The following is an 18,622-nucleotide window of genomic DNA, read 5'->3' as shown; positions in this document are numbered from 1 at the left end:
TTTCCGCCTTTCCGGAGGTACCGCTGTCCGAAGAACCGCCGCCGGAATTGCTTTCCGTACCGCTGCCGCCGTCCGTACTTCCATTCCCGCCGGAAGAGCCGCTTCCTTCAGATCCGCTTCCGCCCGCACTGCTGCTTCCTTCAGCTCCGCTTTCACCTGCACTTTCGCTTCCACCGGCTCCGCTTCCGCCGGCTCCGCTGCCACCCGTACTATCGCTTCCGTCCGCCGTGCCGCCGCCCGTACTTCCGCTGTCCGTGCTTTCCCCGCCGCCGGAGCTGCCGCCCTGGTTCCCCGAACCGCCATTGCCATCGGAACCATTTCCTCCGCTGCCGCCGGAATGGTTCTTATCATCCCCACCGCTTTCCGACTCATCCTCAGAAGGTATCTCCGTAGGATCCGTATCGCCCTTGCCATCCTCACCCTTATCAGGGATAACCGGCTTAATCTTATCAATCTCATTCTTCACATCATCGACAACGCCGTTGACCGTATCCATAGCGTTATTGATGTCACTGCGGACACCATCCACCAGCCGTTTTACCGTATCATTTCCCAGATTTCCGATGTTGTCCAGCGCACTGCTGATACTGTCGATATAGTCCCTTGTTTCCTGATGATCCTCGGAAATCGTATCGCGGAGAGAATTCACTTCCCGGTTCAGGCTGTCAATCGTATCCTCATACTGCTTCTGGAGCGCCTTTGTATACTCGCTGGCATCACTGGAGGTCTGGCTGAGAGCATCCGACATCTGTATCACCAGACGATTCATAGTCCCCAGATCATCCTGCAGCTTTTCCAGACGGTCCGACAAATATTCGGATTCCATATAAGGCTCAGCCTGGCCGGCAATACCGCCCACGTCCTTACGTCCCAGAATCTCCCCTTCATTTTCACATTCAATAATGGTTCCGCTCTGTCTTCCGGCAATGCCTCCCACGTTGTAGCCCACATGCGCATACCCCACCGGGCCGCGGTTAATACAGCCTGTGACAGTCCCGGAGGTAATCCCTGCAATTCCGCCGCTGTCATTTCTGGTAACCACATTCTGCGTCAGATTCAGGCTTCCCAAATCCACGCCATCCAAATCCAGCGTCGGCTTCAAATCCTCTCCATTCACCACACATTCGCTTACGCAGTCCTTAAGCAGCCCCTTATTTTCACCACATATACCGCCGGTGCCGTTGGTGGCCGTAACCGTGCCGGATGCGCTGCATCCCACCACCTTCCCGTCCGCCTTATTATACCCTACGACTCCGCCGACCGATTTGGATGCGGACACTGTGCCATGAAAGGAACAGCCAGACAGCATGCCGAAATTCATACCTGCCAGGCCGCCCACATTTTCCGCGCTGCCGTCCATCCGCACAGTCCCTTCCACAGTCAGCTCTTCAACCACCGCATTTTTCCCAAGATAGCGGAAAAATCCATAATCGGAACCTTTCCTGGAAAGTGAGAACCCGGATATGGTATGCCCGTTTCCTTTCAGCGTCCCGTTAAAATATGGTATCCCCTGAAAATCCGTCCCTGTCAAATCAATGTCCGCAGTCAGGGAAAAGACCTTCCCGTAACTATACCAGTCATTCCTGCATTCCTGTGCAAAGCTTTCAAGCTCCTGCACATTGGATATTTCGATGCTGTCCGCAACTTCTGTTTCCTGCACAGCAGTTTCTGTTTCCGCTGCACCTGTTTTTGCTGCACTATTTTCCTGCTTTCCCGTGCTGCCTTGCTCTGCCGCCATGCATCTGCCTGTTTCGGAGGCAAAGAGAGAAAGGGCCAGCAGAAAAGTCAGCGCTGTTTTTTTCATATATGCTTTTGCTTTCATTCCTCATCTCCTCCTTTCCCGGCAGCTTCCGCTGCCCCGCAGCCTTCCGGAGAAACGGTATCTTCCGAAGTACCGCCATCCTGTCCTCCGCCATCAAGCATGTCAATATTCGTCTGCTTTCCGGGCACCCAGGTTTCCAGGGATGCATTCATTTTACCCTGGAAGCTGCCCTTGATATCCGCATCGATTTCGCCCTGAATGTAGCCCTTCACATGCCCTGTAACCGACATTCTTCCGCCGATTTCCCTAGCATTGTACTTGGAAAGATTTATGGTAAGAGCCGTCTTTTCAATAATATAGTCACCGAACAGCAATATCTGCGGCAACACGAACAGTACCAGGATAATGGAAATCAACGTTCCCCGTCCCAGCGCAATACCAATGGAAGCCACGGTGGCATCGGAGGCGATCCTGCCGATCAGGAAGCCCGCGCAGGTCAGGATGGAGCCGGACGTAAAAATTGTGGGGAAGGACTGGTTCAGTGTCTCCACAATTGCCTCCTTTATCGGCATCAGCTGCTTTAGCTGCAGATACCTGTTGGAGATAACAATCGCATAGTCAATGGTCGCGCCCATCTGGATTGCGGATACAATCAGGTACGCGATAAAAAATACAGGCTCCCCCGACAAAGCCGGAACGGAGAAGTTAATCCAGATACTGCCCTGAATCGTCAAAACCAGCAGTACGGGAAGTCCCGCGGACTGGAAGGTAAAGAACAGGATTATCATGACAAACAGCGCCGTCAGGATGCTGATAATCAGGTTATCAGAGCCAAAAGAAGACATCAGATCATGATCACTGGTGGAATTTCCCACCAGGATCACATCCTTCCCGGGATAAAACCGCCTGCAGATTCCTCTGATCTCATCCATCGCCGCATAAGTCTCTTCCCCCTCCACCGGCAGCCGGAGAGACAGTACAAAACGGCTGTAATCCTCTCCCTGCAGCTGCTGCTTGGCATCATGCAGCGTATCATACAGCTCATTCAGGTTTTTATCCATTTCATCATCCAGCGTCACATATCCCTGCTCATACTGATCATACAGGAACAGGAACATGTCGATAATCGGGACATCATACTCATCAATTCCCGTAAAAACAGGTCCGTACTGCTCCTGGTTATAAGCGTAGGCCACATAAAGAAGCCTGACAATCTCAATATCCAAATCTGCCAGTTCCGAAAAATCCCTGGGCGAAATCTTATCCGTCAGCACATAATCATCATTGATGGACACATTGGCCAGCCCCAGGGCACTGTCCACATAATCCAGCTTTTCTATTTCCTTCAGTGTCTTTTCTTCCGCCTCATAATTTCCCCTGGGAACCATAACCACCAGCTGATTGGAGGTCCCGAAGGCTCCTTCTATCTTCTCCTGGGCGATTTTTGACTCACTCTTTTTCGCACTCTCCACGGAGCTGGTATCATATATGTATTCACATCCGTTGGATTTGAGGAAAGCAAATACAAGCACCAGCACAAACAGCGGCGGTATGATGTATTTTGTCTTATTCGCCAGCTTCCCTGCAAACGTTATATTAGGGACATAGCACCTGTGATGGGAGTTATCGATCCCTTTGGCAAAAAGCAGCAGGATGCCCGGCATCAGCAGGAATACGGAAACCAGGCTGAAAATAATCGCCTTCACCAGCACAATACCCATGTCATAGCCCAGCCTGAACTGCATGAACATCATGGCCACCATACCTGAAATGGTGGTCAGCGAGGAAGCGCTGATTTCCGGTATGGCTTTGGACAACGCCACCTTTACGGCGCTTTCCGCATCCATCGTCTCGTGCTCCTCCATAAAACGGTCGCACAGGATAATGGCATAGTCAATCGCCAGCGCCAGCTGCAGCACCACCGCAATGGAATCGGTGACGCTGGAGATGGTCCCCAGCCAGTAGTTGGTCCCCTTGTTCAAAATGGCCGCCACGCCAAAGGTAATCAGCAGCACCGGAATTTCCATATATGCTTTTGTGGAAAGCAGCAGCACCGCAACGATTATAATCACGGCCAGCACCAGGATCAGATTCATGTCCTTTGCCAGGGCTTTGCTCGTTTCCTCTTCCGCCCCGACCTCCGTAGACACATAGGTATCGTAGTCCGCCAGCGTTTCCCTGACCGCGTTCATGGCATCCTTGCTTATCTGCTCCTCTTCCTCTCCGGAAAAAGTAATGTCATAAAGAGCATTGGTCCCCGTGTAATGATCCTCGGAATCGTCAAAAGCCACTTCCTTCACGCCCTTGACCGCTTCCAGCTCATCCACCAGCTTTTGAGCATCCGTATATGTAATATTGGACACCATCACCCTGGCGCTGCCATAGGTCAAAAACTGCTCCTCCATCAGATTCAGCCCCCGGTTGGTCTCACTGTCCGCCGGCAGATATTTGGTAATATCCTGATTCACCGAAACCTTATTGACAGAAACCACGCTGTAAATAATCGCAATAAAAAAGAGCACATAAATGGCTTTACGTTTGTTGACAATAAATGTGGCCACCGTCAACCAGAAATTCCCTTTTTCTTTTTTCTCTTCCATCGAAGACACCTCTTGTCATATACTTTAAGTCACTTTCACAAGAGGCAATTATAGTCCCCTCACCGATTATTGGCAAGCTGGATTCCGCATTCTTTTTTACCCAATTCTCTCCGAGTGTCCAAAAGCACCGGTTTTTCCCCTGAAATACCATAAAAAACGCCTTCCCTTTTCGGGGAAAGCGCTTTCTGAAATTCAATGCTTACTATTCTTAATTCTTCTTCAGCCTTACCACATTCCAGCTGTGCTTACCGAACACAGTGCTGAAACGTCCGTCTTCCATAACGGAAGCATTGCTGTAAACAGGAGCCACACAGTCCGGAACAGCCTCCGTATTCACTGCCTTCATATCATCATTGGTCAGCACGATATGCTCAACGACCTTATAATCTGCAAACTGTCTGAAATCGCAGGTTACCTGCATATCCTCTTCCAGATCCTTATTCACTGCAAATACGGTCAGTTCTTCCGCCTCTTCATTCCAGATACATACGCTGTCCAGACAGGAAACCTCACCGTAGGTTTTGCTTTCATAAACAGGAGCCTGAACCAGTGTGTTCAGCACTGTTCCCCTGCCGAAAACGCTGGCATGCATATAAGGATAGAAAATTGTCTGTCTCCATGCGCCCGTATCGGAAGTCATTATCGGAGCAATTACGTTCACAAGCTGTGCCAGGCATGCTACCTTCACTCTGTCCGCATGTCTCAGCATCGTGATCAGCATGCTTCCCACAAGCAGCGCATCCTCAAAATTATATACATCCTCCAGCTGATGAGGCGCCTGCACCCATTTTTCCAGCTGAGAATCAGCTTCATTACTGTGATACCATACATTCCATTCATCAAAGGAAAGATTGATCTGCTTCTTGCTTCTCTTCTTGGCCTTTACGCAGTCACAGATAGAAAGCACGGAGGAAATAAACTCATCCATTCCCTTGGAATTTGCCAGAAATTCCGTAGTATTGTTGTCTCTGTTACCATAATACTGATGCAGGGAAAGATAATCCACCTGATCATAGCACTCACTGAGCATCTCATCTTCCCAATAGCCGAAGGTATCCATGGTCAGGGAAGAGCTTCCGCAGGCCACCGTTTCAATGGTAGGATCCATGAATTTCATCAGCCGGCTTGTTTCCGCCGCCACACGGCCGTATTCCTTAGCCGTCTTATGTCCCATCTGCCAGGGGCCGTCCATTTCATTTCCCAGGCACCAAAGCTTGATATCATGGGGCTGCTCATAGCCGTGCTTCTTTCTCAGATCGCTGTAGTAGGTGCCTCCCTTAAAATTGCAGTACTCCAGAACATCCTTGGCTTCCTCCGGTCCCCTGGTTCCCAGGTTTACCGCCATCATTATCTGCGTTCCGGCCTTCTTGGCCCAATCGGCAAACTCATTCAGCCCAAACTGGTTCGTCTCAATAACGGACCAGGCCAGATCCACCTTGGAAGGGCGCTCACTTTTAGGTCCCACACCATCTTCCCAGTGGTAACCGGAAACAAAATTTCCGCCGGGATAACGCACAATAGGAACCTGCAGCTCCTTCACCAGGTCGATAACATCCTTCCTCATCCCCTGCTCATCCGCAAAAGGGCTGTTCTCCTGATAAATTCCTTCATATACCGCACGTCCCAGATGCTCAATAAAGGATCCGAAAATTCTCTTATCCACCTTTCCTGTCAGGTAGTATTTGTCCACAATAATCTCTGCTTTCTTCATTCCCTCTCCATTCCGCCGCCAACGCGGCAAATCTCCTCTTCTTAATAACCCTATCATAATCTGGAAGATAAAAACAAGCCAGTTCTTTTTCTCCGATATATTTGACTTTTCTTCCGGTCCTGTGCTATGCTCAATCCGGAACCCCGATTCCTGAAAAAACCTTTGAGGAGTAAATTGTCATGATGACTCTCAATTTCTGTGAATACAACCGTTTCAATCAGGACTATGACCGGATCTGCAGGCCATCAGGCAGCGGCGATTACCTTTTTCTTCTCCTGAAAACTCCAATGAAGGTATATCTGGAGGATAAGCTGCATATCACCAAGGAAAATGCATGTATTCTTTACACCCTGCAGACGCCCCAGCATTATCAGGCTGTAAAACGTTTCTGCAACAGCTATCTGCACTTTTCTTCCGACATCAATCCCTGCCTCCGTTTCGGCATCCCGGCAAATACCATATTTTATCCTGCCAACTATATGGAGATTGATTCCTTGATCCGAGATCTCCAACAGGAATACTTTTCCACGGCGGACTTCCGGGAAGAATACATCCATACGCTGATTACCCAGCTGTTTATCTCCATTTCCCGTACTCTGACCAGCTCCGCAGTACGCAGCGAGGATACAGGGAATCTCTATCCTGCCTTCCAGAGCCTGCGTCTGCAAATGCTGTCCGACTGCCAGGAGGACTGGACCATGGAACGCCTCTGCCAGGCCGTCAATATGGAAAAGAGCCAGTTCTATGTCTACTACCGCCAGTTCTTTTCCACCACGCCCAAAAATGACCTTCTTCAGGTCCGGTTGGAAAAAGCAAAAAACCTGCTGAGCAACGAAGCCCTGCAGGTCAAAGAAGTAGCGCGTCTATGCGGTTTTTGCAACCTGCAGCATTTTACAAGATACTTCAAAAAATACTGCGGCTGCGCTCCCCGGGAATACGGGAAAATGCGTTAGAGGCTTTCTTCCTCTTCCTTCACTCCCATATACTCCGTCAGTCTGCTGTAGATTTCAGGATAATCCCTCTTCATATGGACCGGTTTCATTTTCCTGTCCAGGAAGCAATGGCTTGTCTCCCCCGCTGCATGGAGCTTTCCATCCTCCTGCCCATATATTTCGTACCGCAGGCTCATTTTGATTCCATTGAACTTCTCCGGAATAACCTTTACCCTGAAAACTTCAGAATACCGGAAGGAAATACGGTAATCACAGGATACGCCCAGAACCGGTATCAGAATCCCCGCTCTCTCAATCTTGTCATAAGGAAGTCCGATCTGCTCCAGCACATCCGTCCTGGCCTCTTCCATCCACCGGATATAGTTGGAATGATGGACAATTCCCATTCTGTCAGTCTCATAATATTGTACTTTTCTTACATAATCCTTTGTTTCTGTCATTATTCGTTGCCTTCCTTTCCCGGACACCGCGTTTCCAGCGGCTGATAAACAACAGGCGGGCACCTGCAGATGTCCGCCTGTCACTATCATATCTGTCCTGTTGCTTTGCTTATGCCGGATAAGCGCCGTTCTTGGTGTCAGCCTGAGTCATATCAACCTTCTCCTGCTGCGCCTGACGGTATTTGAAGAAGTCCATGGCAACCTGAGGGAACAGAGCATAGCTCAGTACATCCTCATCCTGCTGTTTCCATTCCTTCATTTCAGATTCAATCTTGTCCAGCTCGTTAGGAAGCAGGTCTGCAGGACGGCAGGTAATAACTTCCCTGTCTCCGATAACCTTCTTCTGAACCTCCGGATTGAAAGGTTTAACAGTTACACCGTATTTACCGGCAAGCAGATCCTTGGTCTGATCGGTAGCCATTTTATATCTCTCACCCATCAGAACGTTGAATACAGCCTGGGTACCAACGATCTGGGAGGAAGGAGTAACAAGCGGCGGCTCACCAAGATCCTTACGGACTCTGGGGATTTCCTGAAGCACTGCATCATACTTGTCGCTTGCGTTCTGTTCCTTCAGCTGGCTGACCATGTTGGAAAGCATACCGCCGGGTACCTGATACATAAGAGTCTTAATGTTAACGCCGAGAACCTTGGGATCCATCAGGCCGGTCTTCAGGCACTCTTCTCTGTAAGGTCTGAAGTAATCAGCGATTTCAGCAAGCAGAGCCTGATCATATCCTGTATCATAAGGGGTTCCGCGGAAGGTTTCAACCATAACCTCTGTTGCAGGCTGGGAGGTTCCCAGTGCGAACGGAGAAATTGCACAGTCGATAATATCAACGCCCGCTTCCACAGCCTTCAGATATGTCATGCTGGCAACACCTGAGGTATAGTGGGTATGCAGCTGAATCGGCAGCTTGGTAGCGGATTTCATGGAACGGATCAGTCTGTCTGCTTCATAAGGAACCAGAAGTCCCGCCATATCCTTGATACAAATGGAGTTTGCACCCATGTTCTCAATTTCTTTGGCAATGTTCATCCAGTATTCCATGGTGTAGGCATCGCCCAATGTATAAGCCAGAGCTACCTGTGCATGTCCGCCTTCCTTATTGCAGGCTTTTACGGAGCATTCCAGGTTGCGCAGGTCGTTCAGACAGTCAAAAATTCTGATAACGTCAATACCGTTTGCGATGGATTTCTGTACGAAGTACTCAACCACATCATCAGCATAATGACGATATCCAAGAATATTCTGTCCTCTTAACAGCATCTGCAGCTTTGTGTTCTTGAAAGCTGCCCTTAACTTTCTCAGTCTTTCCCACGGATCTTCATGTAAGAAACGCATGGATGCATCGAAAGTAGCGCCGCCCCAGCACTCTACTGCCTCGTAGCCAACCTTGTCCATCTTCTCAGCAATGGGAAGCATTAATTCGGTAGGCATTCTGGTGGCAATCAGAGACTGATGTGCGTCACGTAATACGGTTTCCATAATTTTAATGGGTTTCGGGTCTGACATTTCCTTTTCCTCCTAAATTTCTAATAAAGTGTAGTAATCTGAAAGACTGACCGTTACAGTTCAGCCTCACCCCGCTTACCTACCGGGCAGGCTGAACTGCAAAGGCGGCTCCAATCAGAATACTCCGAAGATAGCCATGAAGGTACCGGCTGCAACTGCAGTACCGATAACGCCGGCTACGTTGGGTCCCATAGCATGCATCAACAGGAAGTTCGTAGGATCCGCTTCGGCACCGACCTTCTGAGAAACTCTGGCTGCCATAGGCACTGCGGATACACCGGCTGATCCAATCAGAGGATTGACCTTGCCGTGAGTTACCACACACATCAGCTTACCGAAGAGCACGCCTGCTGCAGTACCAAACGCAAATGCGAGCAGTCCCAGAGCAACGATTTTCAGGGTATCCAGATTCAGGAATGCTTCTGCACTTGTTGTAGCGCCTACGGAAGTTCCCAGCAGGATAACTACAATGTACATCAGGGCATTGGAGGCTGTGTCTGTCAGCTGTCTTACAACGCCGGATTCTCTGAACAGGTTACCTAACATCAGCATACCAACAAGGGGTGCTGTGGTAGGAAGAATCAGACATACAACGATGGTAACAATAATAGGGAACAGGATTTTCTCCAGCTTGGTAACGGGACGAAGCTGTTCCATTTTGATTTTTCTTTCCTTCTCTGTGGTAAGAAGCTTCATGATAGGCGGCTGGATAATCGGAACCAGGGACATATAGGAATATGCCGCTACCGCAATGGGCCCCAGAAGAGTTGTCTGTCCCAGCTTACCGCAGAGGAAAATGGAGGTAGGGCCGTCAGCGCCGCCGATAATTGAAATAGCGGCTGCCGCTTTGTCATTGAAGCCCAGGCCGATAGCTCCGAAATAAGCTGCGAAGATACCGAACTGCGCCGCTGCGCCCAGCAGGAAGCTCTTGGGGTTTGCAATCAAGGGACCGAAGTCCGTCATGGCGCCTACGCCCAGGAAAATCAGGGACGGCAGGATTGCCCACTCATCCAGTTTGTAGAAATAATAGAGCAGTCCGCCCACTCCGTTGGCCGCGTCTTCCGCATGCAGCATAATATCAGGATAGATATTAACAAGCAGCATACCGAATGCAATCGGAGTTAAAAGCAGAGGCTCAAAACCCTTGGCAATTGCCAGGTAAAGAAAGATACAAGCTACTGCGATCATCAGGTAGTTTCCCCAGGTCAGGTTGAAGAATGCCGTCTGATGCACCAGATTGTCTAATGTGGTTACTATGTAATCCATTCTGTTGACCTCCCATGTTATTTCAGCCAAAACTCATAAATCACGACTTCATGGGCTTTGGTAGAAAACGGTATAAACCGCTTCTTCTGATTAGTTTAATGTTGCAAGCAGACCGCCTGCTTCAACGGCATCGCCAACAGCCACGTCAATACTTGCCACGGTTCCGTCAGAAGGAGCAACAACAGGGATTTCCATCTTCATTGCTTCAATAGTAACAATAGCATCACCAGCCTTAACAGCCTGTCCAACCTTGGCGTCAATGCTGAATACTTTTCCTGCTGCGCCGGCTTCAATCTTCACGCTGCCTGCTGCGCCTGCGGGTGCTGCTGCTTTGGGTGCTGCAGCGGGAGCTGCCTTGGGAGCTGCCTTCGGTGCTGCTTTGGGAGCTGCTGCGGGTGCGCCTGTGGAAGCGCCTTCTTCTACTACTACATCATATACGTTTCCGTTAACGGTAATTGTATAATTCTTCATGGTGAAATTTCCTCCTGTTAAACAATTATTTAATAATTAGCTTTCCATTTGCTGGTATTGGCGCGTCTGATGCTTCTTACTACAAAACCGTCCGTGGATGCAGCTCCTTCGCTTGCTGCAATGGCGGCTGCAATAACTGCTACCAGTTCATAATCATCTGTCAGATCTTCTTCAACGGCCGCTGCTGCTGCGGGAGCAGGTGCAGCGGGTACGGATACCGGCTCTGCGGTCTCCTTCTTCTTTCCTGTGAAAGCATCCTGTATTTTAGGAATTACTACGAAGCAGGAAATAATCAGGCTGATAAGAATCAGGACAACGAATACGGTTCCCATACCAAGAATGGTATTCAGGGCCGCTTTTTCCATAAGCTCTCCCATGGAATACTTAACGTTCGTCGTAATACCGGTCAGCGTCAGCTGGTCATCCAGAAGGATTTCCACAATCGCGTCATGATCGGTTCCTTCCACCATAACATGAATGGTGGCGCCGTCCTTGTCAACAATTACCTCATGGTCCGTGATAGACTTGAATTCCCCGATATCTTCCATCGCGGAAGACCAGCTGGTCAGGGCCGCGGAAACTACCGCGTCGTTTGCATACTGATCCTGCATTTCCTGTTCCACAATGGTTCTTACGGAATCAAGTACCTGGTCCGCATAATTGATAGCTCCCTCTTCCGTTATACCAAGTGCATTCGCTGCAGACTCATCTGCGGCTTTGCCACAGGCCGTCATGCCGAAGATACAGATGATAGCCATACCTAATACTAACAACCTTTTTTTCATATTAAGTATCATCCTTTCTTATACTGTACCGTGTTTTTTTGCAGGGCGGTCTTCTCTCTTTGTGAAGAGCATCTCGAATGCACCGATTACATATTTTCTTGTATCGGCGGGTTCGATAATAGCATCTACATATCCTCTCTTAGCAGCAGAAACTGCGCTGGTCTGCAGGTAAGCATATTCCTTTGCACATTCATTCACTGCGTCAGCACCCTGTCCGTCGCAGATGATCTTGGCTGCCAGCTTGGCATCCATGGTTCCGATTTCAGCATCCGGCCAGCAGTAGGTCATATCTGCGCCGATAGCCTTGGAATTCATTGCAACGTAAGCGCTTCCGTAAGCCTTTCCGATAATAACATTAACCTTCGGAACAGTTGCGTCCGCAAACGCATATGTAAGTCTGGCAGCAGCCTTTGCAATCTTCTTCTCGGAGCACTTGTCCGCCGTAAAGCCGTTTACGTTGGTCAGTGTAAGCACCGGAATATTGAAGGCATCGCAGAAGCTGACGAATTCAGCGGCCTTATCACAGCCTGCGGGAGAAAGCGCAGCATCAAAGGAAGCGGTCTTCTCACCTTCGTCATTGTAAACTTCACAGCGGTTAGCCACAGCGCCTACGGTAATACCGTTCAGCTTCATAAAGCCGGTTACCATTTCTTTGGCATATGCAGCCTTAACTTCAACAAAAGCATTGTCGTCTGCGATAGTGGAAAGAGCGATGGATGTATCTCCCACACAGTTGGCCAGAGATGCTTCCGCACGGTTCAGATCGTCCGTGCATTCCACGAAAGAATTGTCATCTTCATTGTTGGAAGGAAGCATGCATACCAGATCCCTGATCTGTCCGAGAACGGCTGCTTCGTCACCAACGAAATCCACGATACCTGCTTCTTCACTCTGGAAAGCCGCACTGGAGGTATCACATTTGGAAATTTCATTTCCTGCAAGCGCATTGGGCGCGTTTACAAACAGCCTGGCCTTCTTCTCTTCCATGAAGGTAAAATCGGTCAGCGCGGGGAACAGTGCAAGTCCGCCGCCGCAGGTTCCGAAAACAGCTGTAATCTGAGGAATAACACCGGAAGCAAGCGTCTGTTTCTTATAGATTTCCCCGAAAGCGTTCAGCGCATCCGTTGCTTCCTGTAATCTGAGTCCGGCGGAATCAATCAGGCCAATCACAGGTGCGCCTGTCTTCATCGCCAGATCATAGAGTCCGGCAATCTTCTTTGCATGCATCTCGCCAATACTGCCGCCCAATACGGAAGCGTCCTGGCTGTAAACATACACAAGGTTGCCTTCAATCACTCCATAGCCGGTGATACATCCGTCGGAAGGAGTTTCTGTCTGTTTCAAATTGAAATCAGTTGCTCTGGCAGTTACCATAGCGCCAATTTCAACGAAACTGTTGTCATCGAGCAAAGCGGTAATTCTTTGACTCGCTTGTGAAGTAATACTCATTTTTCAGCCCTCCATTTTATATTAATAAAAAAGTTAACTTTAATCTACGGCTGTACAAGCACCTGCAGGCTGAAATCTGCGGCCGCGGGCAGTGGTTCCGATTGGGACAACCTCACCGCTGCTTCCTGACCCGTGCTCATAGCATCCGTATTTTAGTAGTATAACACGAAACCTGAAAAAGGACTAGATGGAAAAAGTAAAATTTTCATGCAGAAAACAAATTTTTTTCGGTTTTTTTCCGTGCAAATTCCCCTGTTTTTTCAGCAGCTTTCCTCTCTGCCATATTTTTCTTTTACGGATCGGCCGGCCATGCTTTGCATCAGAGCCAGAACAGCTCCAGGATACAGTCCAGGCAGTACCGGTAGGTCAGCGCAAGCACATCCGCCGCCGTAGTGATCGGCAGCTGGGCATATACCTCGCCGTTGACATAGTAGGTTTCAAAGCCCACCGTTTTCCCGGCCAGTACGGGCGCTTCCATAGTCTCAGGGATCTCCGCCTCCATGCGCACCTCGTCCTGATCACACAGCAGCAGGGAAATCTCCTGTTCCTGTACCTGGAGGGGCATTTCCGCCTGGATTCCCCCCGTTACCGGCACCGGCGCCAGCTCTGCCTTTTCATAAATATTCCTCTTCTCATAATTGGCAAGCCCGTATTCATACAGCAGCTTGGCATCGTGCCATTTCCAGCTCTTATGGTTCGGCCAGCCGCAGGCAAGCAGGGCGATGGAGAAGGTCTTTCCCTCCCTGGAAAGCGCCCCTACGTAACAGTAGCCTGCTTTGCCCGTAAAGCCGGTCTTTCCGGTGAGCGCCCCTTCCATCATATTAAGGAAGGCATTGTGGTTCGTACAGGAAAACTGCCTGCTTCCCGTTAACCATTGATTGTCTTCCCCCAGCTTATAATCGGTAAAAGAATAATTGGGAGTCCGGGTGATTGCAAGGAAATCCTCCTTTTTCGGGGAATCGGTAATGCAGTAGCTCATGATGCGGGCCAGATCCCCGGCTGTGGTGGAATGCTGCCGCTGGGCCTCGTTCCCCTCATCGTCCGTATAAGTCATAATGGCGTCAAGGCCGTTGGGCGTAATGAAAAAAGTATCCGTACAGCCGATCTCCTCCGCCTTCGCATTCATCAGCGCTGCAAACCGCAGTACGGCCGCCCTGCTCTCCTCCTCCGAATTGTCCGCGCTGCGTTTGCCGCCCCCGTCCAGGCAGTTGCCTACATGCTCGGCTATAATGGCGGCCGCGTCATTATGGGATTCCAGCATCAGGGAATAGAGCAGATCACCCAGACGGAACACCTGCCCCCTGGATACACCCAGATGGACCTTAGGCATGCCCGCCGCATAGGAGGAAACGGAAACATAATCGTCCGGACTTGCCTGCTCAAGCGCCAGGATACAGGTCATGATCTTGGTTGTGCTGGCCATGGGCAGCACCTCCGAAGCATTTTTCTGCAGCAAAATACGCCCGTTGTCCGCATCCATAAGGACGGCGGACAGGGCGTATAATTCACTGGTTGTACTATTTTCATCATTCTCCCGGGCACATACCTCAAGAGGTCTTACGGGAAATAGGACAGCCGGGCTGAGTGCCAGGATACAGGAAAGAACTATCACATGAAAAAATTTTGTGCGCATACGGATACCTGTTCGCAATGTATTGATACATTTTATTGCCACGGTAACGTTTTTATGTATGCAGCTTTTCCTGCGATGTGATTTTTGGGAATTAATCCCCCATAGCCTCAACAGCCGCAGCCTGTGCAGCCGCTTTGGATGCTTCCTCCTGCGTTACGCCGCTGATATTGATATTCCGGTTTACCTTGGCATCATAGGTGCCTGCCTTTACGATTTCGGACATATCTATTCCCACGGTTTCCTTCATGGTTTCAAACAGCTTCGTCATAACGGCAGGCACATGATCCGCCACGGCGCCCACGCCGTCGCTGTCTCCGCTGCCGATAATGGTAATTTTGTCGATCTTGGTGAGAGGCTCCGCAATCTTTCCGGCGATATCAGGCAGTACATTAATGAGCATTTCCGCCATGGCGGCATTGTTGTACTTCTGGTAGGCCAGCGCCTTTTTCTCCATGGCCTCCGCTTCCGCAAGACCCCTGGCACGGATAGCCTCCGCTTCCGCTTCACCGACCATGCGGATACCGGCAGCCTCCTGCTCCTTTGCAAACGCCTGGGCTTCCGCCGTAGCCTTCATGGCCATGGCGCTCTTCTCAGTCTCGAATTTCTCAGCCTCAGCCCTCTTCTGTCTTTCATACAGTTCAGCCTCGGACTGCTGCTGACGCGCGTAGCGGTCTGCTTCCGCTTTCTTCTTTACCTGTGCGTCCAGCGCCTTTTCCTGCACCTCGGCCTCGCGCTGCTTCAGGATGACTTCCTTTTCCTGCTTGGCGATACTGGCTTCCGCCGTGGTAATTTCAATGGTCTTTCTCTGCTGCTGCTGTTGGATACTGTAGGCTGCGTCCGCTTCCGCCTTCTTGGTATCCTCCATCTTCTTCAGTTCGGCCTTCTGCAGTGCAAGCTCATTGTTCTTTTTAGCAATTTCACGTTCTGAATTAATCCTTGCGTCATTGGCCTGGCGATCTGCCTCCGCTTTGGCAACGGCGATTTCCTTTTCCGCCTCCGCCTTTGCAATGGCAGCTTTTTTCTTAATCTGGGAAATATTGTCAATTCCCAGATCTTCGATGACGCCGTTGCCATCGGAGAAATTCTGCACGTTGAAGCTGACGATATCAAGACCCATGGCAGCCAGGTCGGGTTCCGCATTCTCTTTTACCAGATTGGCGAATTTCTGACGGTCGCTGACCATCTCCTCCAGACGCATGCGGCCCACGATCTCTCTCATGTTGCCTTCCAGCACCTCTCTGGCAATGGATGCAATGTACTGGGTATTCTGGTTCAGGAAGTTCTGCGCCGCCAGGGCAAGCCTGGAAGGCTCGCTGCTGATCTTCACATTAACCGCCGCATCCACCTGGATATTGATGTAATCCGCAGTGGGGACCGCATTGGTGGTCTTTACGTCAATGGCGATCAGCTTCAGGCTCAGCTTATCCATTCTTTCCAGGAACGGAAGCTTCACGCTGGCCTTTCCGATAATGATCTTCTTACGCAGGCCGGAAATAATAAAGGCCGTATCCGGGGGCGCTTTCTTATATCCGGTGAATATAATGACAATTACTAAAATGATGACTACTCCGGCAATGATATATGGTAACTGTATCATACCTTCTCCTCCTTTTTCGTAGGTGCCTTGCGGCAAATTTATATGCGGCATCCGTTTTAACGGCGGATCACCGTGTTCTATGGCCCATACGGAGCTGCCCTTTGCTTTATGGAAAGCAAAACCGCCAGGGCCCGGGAACCTTTATATGTTCAAAGCAAGCTCGGCCTCTTCCTCGGCCTCCTCCTTGAATTCTTCCAGCTTCATCTCATTTAACTCAGGCAGATCCTCCAGGGATTTCACCCCGAAGCTTCTCAGGAACTGTTCCGTCGTTCCGAACAGAAGCGGCCTTCCCGGCGCGTCCATCCTGCCAAGCTCCGTCACGAGATCAAATTCAATGAGTCTGTTTACCGCGTGATCGCAGTTGACTCCGCGGATTCTTTCAATATCCAGCTTGGTTACCGGCTGTTTATAGGCGATAATGGAGAGCGTTTCCAGAAGGGTTTCCGTCAGGACATATTTTTTCGGGGTTTTGGCCACCTTGAGCAGATATTCATACATATCCCCTCTGGTACACATCTGGTAGGCATTTTCAAATTCCACAATGGAAACCCCTCTGCCTTCCCTCTCCCACTTATCCTTCATTTCAGCAATAATCTGCCTGGCCGTCTCTTCCTCTTCCTCTATCACCTCAGCCAGCTTGTCTATTTCCACGGATTCCCCCATGGCGAAAAGAACCGCTTCAATGGCCGCCTCCTGCTGTCTGCGCTCCATCACTGATTTTCCTCCCTGTCAATGTCCTCATTCTCCCCCACAGCGTCCCCCAGCGAGGTCAGGCCATGGAATTCCAGCCCGTCCTCCGGGATTTCCCGGGTGGTAATGATAATATCATCCTCAATGGATTCCTGCTCTACGGAAACAACGCCCGTCTTCATCAGCTCCAGTACCACCAGAAAGGTGACGATGACATCCATCCTGCTTTTCTGGTTCTCCAGAAGCTCCCTGAAATTCATCCGCTTATGGCTTCTTATATAACCGGCCACATAATTTGCCTTGGCGTCAATGTTGACCTCATCCTTTTCTATCCTTCCGAAATGGCTGCGGACAGGATCCACCTTGTCCTCCTGCCGTTTCAGGCAGTTTCTGAAAATTTCATTCAATCGGGTCAGCGTCAGATCCGCAAGCAGCTCCTCATAATTGACCGGCTCCCTGAACTTCAGCACCTCCTCAGGAATGGTGGGAGGCTTATAGAAAACCTTCAGGGCATCCACCTGCATGTCCCGAAGCTCATAGGACATATATTTATAAGCCTTATATTCCAGCAGCTTCTGAACGAGCTCCGCCCTGGGGTCCTCTTCCTCGCCCTCTTCATTCACTTCCCGGGGAAGAAGCATCCTGCATTTGATATCCAGCAGCGTGGCCGCCATCAGCAGAAACTCGCTCATCACATTCATATCCCCTTCTTCCATCTGGCGGATATACTCCATGTACTGCTCCGTGATTTCCGCAATGGGGATATCGTAAATATCCACTTTATTCTTTTCTATTAAATGCAGCAGAAGGTCCAGCGGGCCTTCGAATACCTGCAGCTTGACTTCGATCGCCATCAGTTCCCTCTTTCCGGCTCCAGGCGGACCACAATCAGTTCTCCCGGGTTAAATACCCGTATTGGCAGCGTGTGGGTTCCCAGCCCCCTGCCCAGTACCATTTTACTCTTTCCTTCCTCATACAGGCCCCCATCGTATCTGGGGAACAGGCGCAGCGCCGGGGAAAGCACGCCTCCCAGCACCGGCAGCCGCATAATGCCGCCATGCACATGCCCGGAAAGCACCAGATCCGCTCCCCAGCCTGCATAGGCCTGGAAATAATCCGGATTGTGGGCAAGCAGGATGTTATATTCATCCGCGCAGGGTCGTCCCAACAGCGAATTGAGGTAAGAAACCTTCATCACACTTTTGCGAAGCTTCTTATAATAATCCATATCGATTTCCACGCCAAAAATCCGGATTCCCGTTTCCGGCAGTAAAACGCTCTCATTTTCCAGGAGCACCACTCCCGCCCGGCGCAGCTGCTTTGCATACCGCTCATATCGGTCCTCGTACCTCTCCGTATCCGTTTTCACACGGTATTCGTGATTGCCGTTGGCATAATAAACCGGATACTTCTCCGCCAGGGCGCTCACCGTCTCCAGCGCCGGCGCAAAGGAGCCGGAAACCTGTGAGGTCAGCATATCCCCCGCAATCAGGACGCCGTCGGGACGGCACTCCTCCACCGCTTCAAGCAGCCTGCTGTTATGTTCCCCGAACTGCTTGTTATGCAGATCGGAGAGCATGACGAAACAGCAGCTCTTCTTCAGTCCCCTGCAGGGGATGCGGTATTCAACGGTTACAAAACGGTTGACATCCCGTATAATAACAACAAGGAAAAAAAGAACACATAAAGCCATCAGGCCCAATAAAATCTGTATCAATCGCTTACTCCTTTGCCTTCAGCTCCTCTTAT

At 50.2% G+C, this 18,622-nt stretch carries 15 protein-coding genes; 1 reads left to right on the top strand and 14 read right to left on the bottom strand.

Annotation, left to right across the window (positions count from 1 at the left end):
- From HMPREF1548_RS29580 to arfA, 3 genes are all read right to left on the bottom strand, one after another.
- Window positions 1-1,822, bottom strand: a 1,822-nt coding sequence (locus HMPREF1548_RS29580) for a GLUG motif-containing protein (RefSeq protein WP_021637608.1), incomplete at its 3' end; no start/stop codon positions are given.
- Window positions 1,819-4,362 carry an efflux RND transporter permease subunit gene (locus HMPREF1548_RS16975; RefSeq protein ID WP_021637607.1) on the bottom strand — a complete coding sequence of 848 codons (2,544 nt, stop codon included), beginning with the start codon at window positions 4,360-4,362 and terminating at the stop codon, window positions 1,819-1,821. The genes HMPREF1548_RS16975 and HMPREF1548_RS29580, both read right to left, overlap by 4 nt.
- Window positions 4,363-4,570: 208 nt before the next feature.
- Window positions 4,571-6,073 carry an arabinosylfuranosidase ArfA gene (gene arfA / locus HMPREF1548_RS16970; RefSeq protein ID WP_021637605.1) on the bottom strand — a complete coding sequence of 501 codons (1,503 nt, stop codon included), beginning with the start codon at window positions 6,071-6,073 and terminating at the stop codon, window positions 4,571-4,573.
- 179 nt (window positions 6,074-6,252) lie between these two features.
- Between arfA and HMPREF1548_RS16965 the strand changes: the two genes are divergently transcribed.
- A complete protein-coding gene (locus tag HMPREF1548_RS16965) occupies window positions 6,253-7,026 on the top strand; it encodes a helix-turn-helix transcriptional regulator (RefSeq protein ID WP_035322645.1) in 774 nt (257 codons plus the stop codon).
- Here the strand turns inward: HMPREF1548_RS16965 and HMPREF1548_RS16960 are convergent.
- The 11 genes from HMPREF1548_RS16960 to HMPREF1548_RS16910 form a co-directional block, all read right to left on the bottom strand.
- Window positions 7,023-7,466, bottom strand: a complete 444-nt coding sequence (locus HMPREF1548_RS16960) for an acyl-CoA thioesterase (RefSeq protein ID WP_025490923.1) — start codon at window positions 7,464-7,466, stop codon at window positions 7,023-7,025. The two genes, HMPREF1548_RS16965 and HMPREF1548_RS16960, sit on opposite strands and share 4 nt — an antisense overlap.
- A gap of 109 nt (window positions 7,467-7,575) precedes the next feature.
- Complete coding sequence (locus tag HMPREF1548_RS16955; RefSeq protein ID WP_021637601.1) at window positions 7,576-8,982, bottom strand: oxaloacetate decarboxylase subunit alpha; 1,407 nt, start codon at window positions 8,980-8,982, stop codon at window positions 7,576-7,578.
- Between the two features lie 114 nt (window positions 8,983-9,096).
- A complete protein-coding gene (locus HMPREF1548_RS16950; protein ID WP_021637600.1) occupies window positions 9,097-10,248 on the bottom strand; it encodes a sodium ion-translocating decarboxylase subunit beta in 1,152 nt (383 codons plus the stop codon).
- A 90-nt stretch (window positions 10,249-10,338) separates the two neighbouring features.
- Window positions 10,339-10,719, bottom strand: coding sequence for a biotin/lipoyl-containing protein (locus HMPREF1548_RS16945; protein WP_021637599.1), 381 nt, complete (start codon window positions 10,717-10,719; stop codon window positions 10,339-10,341).
- A 29-nt stretch (window positions 10,720-10,748) separates the two neighbouring features.
- Complete coding sequence (locus HMPREF1548_RS16940; protein ID WP_035322644.1) at window positions 10,749-11,504, bottom strand: OadG family transporter subunit; 756 nt, start codon at window positions 11,502-11,504, stop codon at window positions 10,749-10,751.
- A gap of 18 nt (window positions 11,505-11,522) precedes the next feature.
- Window positions 11,523-12,953: an acyl-CoA carboxylase subunit beta gene (locus HMPREF1548_RS16935; protein WP_021637597.1), complete on the bottom strand. Its 1,431-nt coding sequence runs from the start codon at window positions 12,951-12,953 to the stop codon at window positions 11,523-11,525.
- A 319-nt stretch (window positions 12,954-13,272) separates the two neighbouring features.
- Window positions 13,273-14,586 (bottom strand): D-alanyl-D-alanine carboxypeptidase family protein, encoded by a 1,314-nt coding sequence (locus HMPREF1548_RS16930; protein ID WP_021637596.1) that lies wholly within the window; start codon window positions 14,584-14,586, stop codon window positions 13,273-13,275.
- Between the two features lie 91 nt (window positions 14,587-14,677).
- Window positions 14,678-16,183 carry a flotillin family protein gene (locus HMPREF1548_RS16925; protein WP_025490919.1) on the bottom strand — a complete coding sequence of 502 codons (1,506 nt, stop codon included), beginning with the start codon at window positions 16,181-16,183 and terminating at the stop codon, window positions 14,678-14,680.
- Window positions 16,184-16,324: 141 nt separating this feature from the next.
- A complete protein-coding gene (scpB, locus tag HMPREF1548_RS16920; protein ID WP_021637594.1) occupies window positions 16,325-16,894 on the bottom strand; it encodes an SMC-Scp complex subunit ScpB in 570 nt (189 codons plus the stop codon).
- A complete protein-coding gene (locus HMPREF1548_RS16915) occupies window positions 16,894-17,727 on the bottom strand; it encodes a segregation and condensation protein A (protein ID WP_021637593.1) in 834 nt (277 codons plus the stop codon). The genes scpB and HMPREF1548_RS16915 overlap by 1 nt, the downstream gene beginning before the upstream one ends.
- The gene (locus tag HMPREF1548_RS16910) at window positions 17,727-18,590 is read right to left on the bottom strand and encodes a metallophosphoesterase (RefSeq protein ID WP_051358427.1); all 864 of its coding nucleotides are present in this window, start codon (window positions 18,588-18,590) and stop codon (window positions 17,727-17,729) included. The genes HMPREF1548_RS16915 and HMPREF1548_RS16910 overlap by 1 nt, the downstream gene beginning before the upstream one ends.
- Between the last annotated feature and the right edge of the window lie 32 nt (window positions 18,591-18,622).

It is taken from the genome of Clostridium sp. KLE 1755, assembly GCF_000466465.2.
Lineage (GTDB): Bacteria > Bacillota > Clostridia > Lachnospirales > Lachnospiraceae > Eisenbergiella > Eisenbergiella porci.
Note: the sequence above shows the minus strand (reverse complement) of the source record. Positions and strands in the feature narration are given on the sequence as shown.